Origin of the sequence: Streptomyces hirsutus, assembly GCF_001418415.1 — a bacterium.
In the GTDB taxonomy this organism is placed as follows: Bacteria; Actinomycetota; Actinomycetes; order Streptomycetales; family Streptomycetaceae; genus Streptomyces; species Streptomyces hirsutus.
The window spans coordinates 1-7,546 of sequence record NZ_LIQT01000566.1 but is presented as its reverse complement, the minus strand read 5'-3'; the positions used below and the strand labels follow the sequence as shown (position 1 = coordinate 7,546).

Sequence of the window (7,546 nt, the reverse complement as noted above, 5' to 3'; positions counted from 1 at the left end):
GCGGACGGGGACACGGGCCGGGCGACCCGGCCTCGTGGGCGGTGGGGGGTGCGGCGTAACGTGGTTGCTGTGCGGGCCCGAGTCCCGGCCGGCGCAGGACGGTCGGAGGCAGGGAGAGTCCGATTCGGGCGGATGGTGGAATGCGATGCGGAAGCAGCATGGCAACGGCGGCGTCCAGGTGTTCCGGATCACCGGCGCCAGAACGGGCCTTCAGGAGGATGTGCGCGGGCGGCAGCGCCGGTACGTGATCTCGATGATCGTTCGTACGATTTCGGTCGTCCTCGCGGCCACCCTCTGGAACGTGGAACGGCACGTCGCGATCGTGGCGCTGGCTCTCGGCATGCTGCTGCCGTACATCGCGGTGGTGATCGCCAACGCCGGGCGCGAAAACACGCCGTCACTGCCGTCGACTTATCTGACGCCGCAGATGCGACCGATGATCACATCTTCACGGACGAATGACGGTCCGGCGGAATCCGGGGCGGAAGATGTGACGCCCGAGCCCACGCCCGGCGCACGAACAGAGCGGCCCGAGCCGTCATGGCCTTCGAGACATGACCATGACCGGGCGTAAGCGGAAGACGTTAACCCGCCAAGCTCAAGAAAAGCTCAGATCAATCATGTTGTTCCGGTGCCGGGGGCGGGGTGACCCGTGACATACTTCGTACGCGCTCCGCATCCCCCGTCGGAGCGACGGACCGACGCCGGGCAGCTCCCCCCGTGGCTGCTCGGCGTCGCCTTTTCCTCCGCTTTCACCCTTTCGTGCGGGACGTCGCACTGCGCCGACCGGGTTAGGGTCGGCGGTGTGATGGACCCTGATCCCGAGACGCCGATCTGTTCCGCGAAGGGCTGCCGTGCCGCCGCCGTGTGGGTGCTCGCCTGGAACAACCCGAAGCTGCACACGCCGGAGCGCCGCAAGACCTGGCTCGCGTGCGAGGAGCACCGGGAGCACCTGTCGCAGTTCCTCGGTGTGCGCGGGTTCCTGAAGGACGTCGTGCGCTTCGAGGAGTGGAAGGCGCCCGAAGGGGCGTAGGGCCCAGGCCGCTCCGCGAGCCGCCCGGGCCCTCCCGGCGGCCCTCAGCCGCCGATCGCCGACATCGGGCGGTCCGGCTGCACGAAGGACGGGTCGTCGAGGCCGGCGCCCGCCTTCTTGCCCCACATCGCCAGTTTCCAGATCCGGGCGATCTCCTCGTCGGGGGCGTCGGAGCGCAGGGCGGCGCGCAGGTCCGTCTCCTCGGTGGCGAACAGGCACGTGCGTATCTGTCCGTCGGCGGTGAGGCGGGTGCGGTCGCAGGCCGCGCAGAACGGCCGGGTGACGGAGGCGATGACGCCCACGCGGTGCGGGCCGCCGTCCACCAGCCAGCGCTCGGCCGGGGCCGACCCCCGGGCCTCGTCGCCCTCGGGGGTCAGCTCGAAACGGGTGCGCAGGGAGGTGAGGATGTCGCCTGCGGTGATCATGCCGTCGCGCTTCCAGCCGTGCTGGGCGTCCAGGGGCATCTGCTCGATGAACCGCAGCTCGTAGTCGTGCTCCACGGCCCAGGCGAGCAGGTCGGGGGCCTCGTCGTCGTTGAGCCCGGGCATCAGGACCGAGTTGACCTTCACCGGGGTCAGGCCGGCCTCGCGGGCCGCGTACAGGCCGTCGAGCACGTCCTGGTGGCGGTTGCGGCGGGTGAGGGTCTTGAAGACGTCCGGACGGAGCGTGTCCAGGGAGACGTTGACCCGGTCCAGGCCGGCCTTCCTCAGGGCCTCCGCCGTGCGCCGCAGGCCGATGCCGTTGGTGGTGAGGGACATCTGGGGGCGGGGCTCCAGGGCGGCGACGCGCTCGACGATGCCGACCAGGCCGGGGCGGAGCAGGGGCTCACCGCCGGTGAAGCGGACCTCCTCGATGCCGAGGGAGGTGACGGCGATGTCGACGAGGCGGACGATCTCGTCGTCCGTCAGCAGGTCGGGTTTGGCCAGCCACTGCAGGCCCTCCTCGGGCATGCAGTAGGTGCACCGCAGATTGCATCGGTCGGTCAGTGACACCCTCAGGTCGGTGGCCACCCGGCCGTACGTGTCGATGAGCACGTGGGCCCCCTCCCTCCACTCGGATCACTCATGCTCCGTACATGTGAGCCTACGTGACGCCACCGACAAGCCACAGCGCCCCGATGTCACGAAATGCACGACGGCCGCGTCGCGGGAACCTTCGGGGTGGTTCCCGCGACGCGGCCGAAAGGGGGGTCGACCGGGTCGGTCAGTGGGCGCCGGTGCCGGTCAGCGACCGGACCTCCAGCTCCGCGAACTTCTTGACGTCGGGCTCCTCCTTCGACAGGACGGTGCCGAGCCAGCCCATCAGGAAGCCGAACGGGATGGAGATGATGCCCGGGTTCTTCAGCGGGAACCAGGCGAAGTCGACGTCGGGGAACATCGCCTTGGGGTCGCCGGAGACGACGGGCGAGAACAGCACCAGGCCGACGGCCACGATGAGACCGCCGTAGATCGACCACAGGGCGCCCTGGGTGGTGAACCGCTTCCAGAACAGGCTGTAGAGGATCGTCGGCAGGTTGGCGGAGGCGGCGACCGCGAAGGCCAGCGCGACCAGACCGGCCACGTTCAGGTCGCGGGCGAGGGCGCCCAGACCGATGGAGACGACGCCGATGAAGATGGTCGCCCAGCGAGCCGCGCGGACCTCCTCCGCACCGGTGGCCTTCCCCTTGCGGATGACGTTGGCGTAGATGTCGTGCGCGAAGGAGGACGACGAGGCGAGGGTGAGGCCGGCGACCACGGCGAGGATCGTGGCGAAGGCGACCGCCGAGATGGTGGCGAGCAGGATCGCGCCCCAGGTGGAGTCGACGCCGCCCAGGTGCAGGGCGAGCAGCGGGGCGGCCGTGTTGCCGGACGGGTTCGAGGCGATGATCTCGTCCCGCGAGATGAGCGCGGCGGCGCCGAAGCCGAGCGCGATGGTCATCAGGTAGAAGCCGCCGATGATGCCGATGGCCCAGTTCACGGACTTACGGGCGGCCTTGGCATTGGGCACCGTGTAGAAGCGGATCAGGATGTGCGGCAGGCCGGCGGTGCCGAGCACCAGGGCGATGCCGAGGGAGATGAAGTCCAGCTTGGTGGTGCCGCTCGCGCCGTACTGCAGGCCGGGCTCCAGGAAGGACGCGCCCGCGCCGCTGTTGTCGGCGGCCTTGCCCAGCAGGTCGGAGATGTTGAAGTTGAACTTCAGCAGCACCAGGAAGGTGATCAGGATGGTGCCGCCGATGAGGAGCACGGCCTTGACCATCTGCACCCAGGTGGTGCCCTTCATGCCGCCGATGGAGACGTACACGACCATCAGGACGCCGACCAGGGCGACGATCAGGATCTTGCCGGCGTCGGAGGTGATGCCGAGCAGCAGCGAGACGAGCACGCCGGCGCCCGCCATCTGGGCCAGCAGGTAGAAGATCGAGACGACGATGGTGGAGGTGCCGGCGGCGGTGCGCACGGGCCGCTGGCGCATGCGGTAGGCGAGGACGTCACCCATGGTGTAGCGGCCGGAGTTCCGCAGGGGCTCGGCGACCAGGAGCAGGGCGACCAGCCAGGCGACGAGGAACCCGATGGAATAGAGGAAGCCGTCGTAGCCGAAGAGGGCGATGGCACCCGCGATGCCGAGGAAGGACGCGGCCGACATGTAGTCGCCGGAGACCGCCAGTCCGTTCTGGAAGGCGCTGAACTGGCGTCCGCCCGCGTAGAAGTCGGCGGCGTCCTTGGTCTGCCGGCCCGCCCACACGGTGATGCCGAGGGTCGCGAGGACGAACAGCGCGAACAGGGTGATGATGAGCGGGCGGTGCTCGCTCGCCTCGTTCGCGGCGAGCTGGATGTGGGTGATCGAGGGGCTCATGCGCCGCCCTCCATACGCGTCTTGATGGCCTCGGCCTTGGGGTCGAGCTGGGTGGCGGCGTGCCGCGAGTACCACCATGCGATGAGGAACGTGGTGATGAACTGCAGGACACCGAAGACGAAGGCGACGTTGATGTTGCCGAACAGCTTGGTGCCCATGAAGCCGCCCGCGTAGTTCGAGAGCAGCACGTACAGCAGGTACCAGATGATGAAGCCGACGGTCAGGGGGAAGGCGAAGGAGCGGTAGGAGCGGCGCAGTTCACCGAACTCAGCGCTCTCCTGCACCTCGGTGAACTCCTCGGGTGTGGGGAGTTTGTGCTGCTCTGCTGAGGGGGGCGGTGCTTCGGCGGCCACGAAGTCTCCTCGCGTTACGGACGGGTTCGGACGGGGACGGGGGCGAGTGTCCTCGCGCTCCCTGCACATCGTCACGGCGCCACGCGAGGACCGGTTCAACCCCGCGTGCTTCTTTTGCGCGGACGTTCACCGAAGACACGGCCGAGAAAACATTGCTGCCCGGCGAGCGCGCGGGATAGCTTCGCCCTGCACCACCCGTCATGTACCTGCCCGAGCACCACCTGTGCCTCGGGCCGGTTTTGTTTCCGGATGATGTGGAGATCCCATGGCCCATCTGCGTTCCAGACGCCGGCTCGCCCTCGCCGTGCCCGTCGCGCTGTCCCTGACCGTCTCGCTCGGCTTCCTGCCGGCGACGGCCTCGGCGACTCCGCAGGCGGCATCGACGGCAGCTGAACGGGCGAACGAGCAGGCGACGGAGCGGGCGACGGACGCCCCCGTTCTGGCGTACGTCGTCAACACCAGGACGGACCCCCGCACGATCGCGTCGGTGGAGAAGGCGGTCGCCGCGGCCGGCGGAACCGTCGTGATCACGTACGACCGGATCGGTGTGATCGTCGTCCACTCGGCGAACCCCGGCTTCGCCCAGGAGATGCGCGCCGTGCGCGGGGTGCAGTCGGCCGGTGCGACCCGCACCGCACCGCTGGTCCCCGCGGGGACCACGGACGAGGGCGCGGCGGACTACGTGACGGCCGAGGAGGCCGCCAGGACGCGGGCCGTCTCCGCGCGGACCCCCGGCAGCGAGCCCCTCGAGGCCGACCAGTGGGACCTGCGCGCGATCGGCGCCGACAAGGCGGCGCAGATCAACCCGGGCAGCCGCAAGGTCACCGTCGCCGTGATCGACACCGGCGTGGACGACTCCCACCCCGACCTCGAGCCGAACTTCTCCGCCGCCCAGTCGGCCAACTGCGTCGGCGGCAAGGCGGACACCAGTGAGGGCGCCTGGCGCCCGTACACGGACGAGGACTACCACGGCACCCACGTGGCCGGTGAGATCGCCGCGGCCCGCAACGGCATCGGCGTCGCCGGTGTCGCGCCCGGCGTCAAGGTCGCGTCCATCAAGGTGAGCGACCCGGACAACGGGCTGTTCTACCCGGAGAACGTCGTCTGCGCCTTCGTGTTCGCCGCCGACCACGGCGTGGAGATCACGAACAACAGCTACTACGTCGACCCGTGGCTCTACAACTGCGTGAACGACCCGGACCAGCGGGCGATCGTCGACGCGGTCAACCGGGCCCAGAAGTACGCCCAGTTCAAGGGCACCCTGCACGTCTCGTCGGCCGGGAACTCCAACCACGACCTGGCCTCGGACGCGATCGACGACGCCTCCAGCCCCAACGACACCACGCCGGTCGAGCGCACCATCGACCCGTCCGAGTGCCTCGACCTGCCGACCCAGCTCCCGGGCGTGGTCACGGTCAGCGCGACGGGCGTGCAGAACCTCAAGTCGTACTACTCCACGTACGGCAAGGGGGTCGTCGACGTGGCCGCGCCCGGCGGTGACGGGCGCTACCAGACGCCCGACACCCCGTCGAAGAACGGCCGCATCCTGTCCACCATGCCGAACGGCCAGTACGCCTTCCTGCAGGGCACGTCGATGGCCGCGCCGCACGTCGCCGGTGTCGCCGCGCTGCTGAAGTCCAGGTACCCGTGGGCGCCCCCGGCCCAGTTGCAGGCGCTGCTGAAGGCGCAGGCGAACAACCCGGGCTGCCCGGAGTCGTACGACCAGAACGGCGACGGCGTGCAGGACGCGACGTGCGAGGGCGGCAGCCGGGTCAACGGCTTCTACGGCCACGGCATCGTCGACGCGCTGCGCGCGGTGAAGCGCTGACGCGGTGAAGCAGTGAAGCAGTGAAGCAGTGACGCGGTGAAGCGCTGACGCGGTGACGCGGTGACGCGTTCTTCGTCCTGCGAGGTCTGCGGGTGAGCGGGAGGGGCCGGACGGTCATTCGTCCGGCCCCTTCCGCTGCCGGTCGGCCGATACCGCATAGTGCACCCATGACCGACACCGACCGTCCCTCCCCCGGCTCCTTCGCCGGCCCCGGCCCCGGCCTCACCGCCGCCTGGTCCTCGTTGGGCGGAGACCCGGCTCTCCTCGCACGCGTGACGACCGTCGAGCGGTCCGAGGCGCTTCCCGCGCGGCTGCCGGTACGGGAGGTGGCGCGCGCCTGCGTGGGCGCGTGCGCGCTGGCCGCGGCCGAACTGGGCGCGCGACGGGCGGGACCCGCCCGCCCCGGTCGTCCCCCGGGCCCCGGAGTGCCCGCCGTGCGGGTGGACGACGGAGCGGTGGCGGCGGCGTTCGTCAGTGAGCGGCATCTGCTGGTCGACGGGCGGGCTCCGGTGTCCTTCGCCCCGCTGTCGCGCTTCTGGCGCACTGCGGACGGGTGGGTGCGCACGCACGCCAACTACCCGCACCACCGGGCCCGGCTGCTCGCCGCGCTGGGTACGTCCGACGACCCGGAGAAGGTGGCGGCGGCGCTCGCCGAGCGGTCGGCCGCGGAGGTCGAGGAGACCGTGTACGCCGCCGGGGGCCTCGCCGTCGCGCTGCGGACGCCCGCCGAGTGGGCGGCGCACGAGCAGGCGGCGACGGTGGCGCGGCGCCCGCTGGTGGAGCGCGGGTGGCTGGATTCCGCCCCCGCGCGGACACTCACCCCCGTGGACCGTGACCCCCTGCTGCCCGCCGCGGGACTGCGGGTGCTGGATCTGACCCGGGTCGTCGCGGGCCCCGTCGCCACCCGCACGCTCGCCCTGCTCGGCGCGGACGTGCTGCGTCTGGACCCGCCGGGGCTGCCCGAACTCTCCGACCAGCACACCGACACGGGGTTCGGGAAGCGTTCGGCCCTGCTGGATCTGCCGGCCGGCCGGGACACGTTCGAGGAACTGCTCGCGGCGGCGGACGTGGTGGTCACCGGGTACCGGCCGGGGTCCCTGGACCGCCTGGGGCTGAGCCCCGAGGCACTGGCCGAGCGCCGGCCCGGAGTGGTCGTGGCCCAACTGTCGGCGTGGGGGGCGTACGGGCCGTGGGGCGGCCGGCGCGGCTTCGACAGTCTGGTGCAGGCGGCCACGGGCATCGCGGTGAACGAGGGTTCGGCCGGGCGGCCGGGGGCGCTCCCGGCGCAGGCCCTCGACCACGGCACCGGGTATCTGCTGGCGGCGGCGGTGCTTCGGGCCCTGGCCGAACAGGCGGACGAGGGCGGCAGCCGGTTCGTCCGCCTGGCGCTGGCGCGGACGGCGGCCTGGCTGCTGGAGGGAGCCGCGCCCACGCGTGCGCCGGGCGGCGACCGGACCGCGGCAGCCCCCGGTCCCGCCTCCGCCTCCGTCTCCGTGAGCC

General features: G+C 71.1%; 7 protein-coding genes. 4 read left to right on the top strand and 3 right to left on the bottom strand.

Translation table 11 applies throughout. From position 1 onward, the window contains the following. Positions 1-145 precede the first annotated feature (145 nt). Together AOK11_RS34520 and AOK11_RS34515 are read left to right on the top strand one after the other, a co-directional pair. Positions 146-574, top strand: coding sequence for a DUF3099 domain-containing protein (locus AOK11_RS34520; RefSeq protein WP_055597604.1), 429 nt, complete (start codon positions 146-148; stop codon positions 572-574). Positions 575-808: 234 nt separating this feature from the next. Continuing rightward, a complete protein-coding gene (locus AOK11_RS34515; RefSeq protein ID WP_055597603.1) occupies positions 809-1,033 on the top strand; it encodes a hypothetical protein in 225 nt (74 codons plus the stop codon). Between the two features lie 44 nt (positions 1,034-1,077). Here AOK11_RS34515 and moaA read toward each other — a convergent pair whose 3' ends face one another. The 3 genes from moaA to AOK11_RS34500 all read right to left on the bottom strand — a co-directional run bounded on the left by moaA (position 1,078) and on the right by AOK11_RS34500 (position 4,218). Further along, positions 1,078-2,067 (bottom strand): GTP 3',8-cyclase MoaA, encoded by a 990-nt coding sequence (gene moaA / locus AOK11_RS34510; protein WP_055597602.1) that lies wholly within the window; start codon positions 2,065-2,067, stop codon positions 1,078-1,080. A gap of 169 nt (positions 2,068-2,236) precedes the next feature. Next, on the bottom strand, positions 2,237-3,865 hold the full coding sequence (locus AOK11_RS34505) for a solute symporter family protein (protein ID WP_055597601.1): 1,629 nt from the start codon (positions 3,863-3,865) through the stop codon (positions 2,237-2,239). Further along, on the bottom strand, positions 3,862-4,218 hold the full coding sequence (locus AOK11_RS34500) for a DUF485 domain-containing protein (protein ID WP_055597600.1): 357 nt from the start codon (positions 4,216-4,218) through the stop codon (positions 3,862-3,864). Before AOK11_RS34500 ends, AOK11_RS34505 begins: the two co-directional genes overlap by 4 nt. A gap of 265 nt (positions 4,219-4,483) precedes the next feature. Between AOK11_RS34500 and AOK11_RS34495 the strand changes: the two genes are divergently transcribed. Continuing rightward, positions 4,484-6,046, top strand: coding sequence for a S8 family peptidase (locus tag AOK11_RS34495; protein WP_055597599.1), 1,563 nt, complete (start codon positions 4,484-4,486; stop codon positions 6,044-6,046). A gap of 167 nt (positions 6,047-6,213) precedes the next feature. Beyond that, positions 6,214-7,546, top strand: a 1,333-nt coding sequence (locus AOK11_RS34490) for a CoA transferase (protein ID WP_107098753.1), incomplete at its 3' end; no start/stop codon positions are given.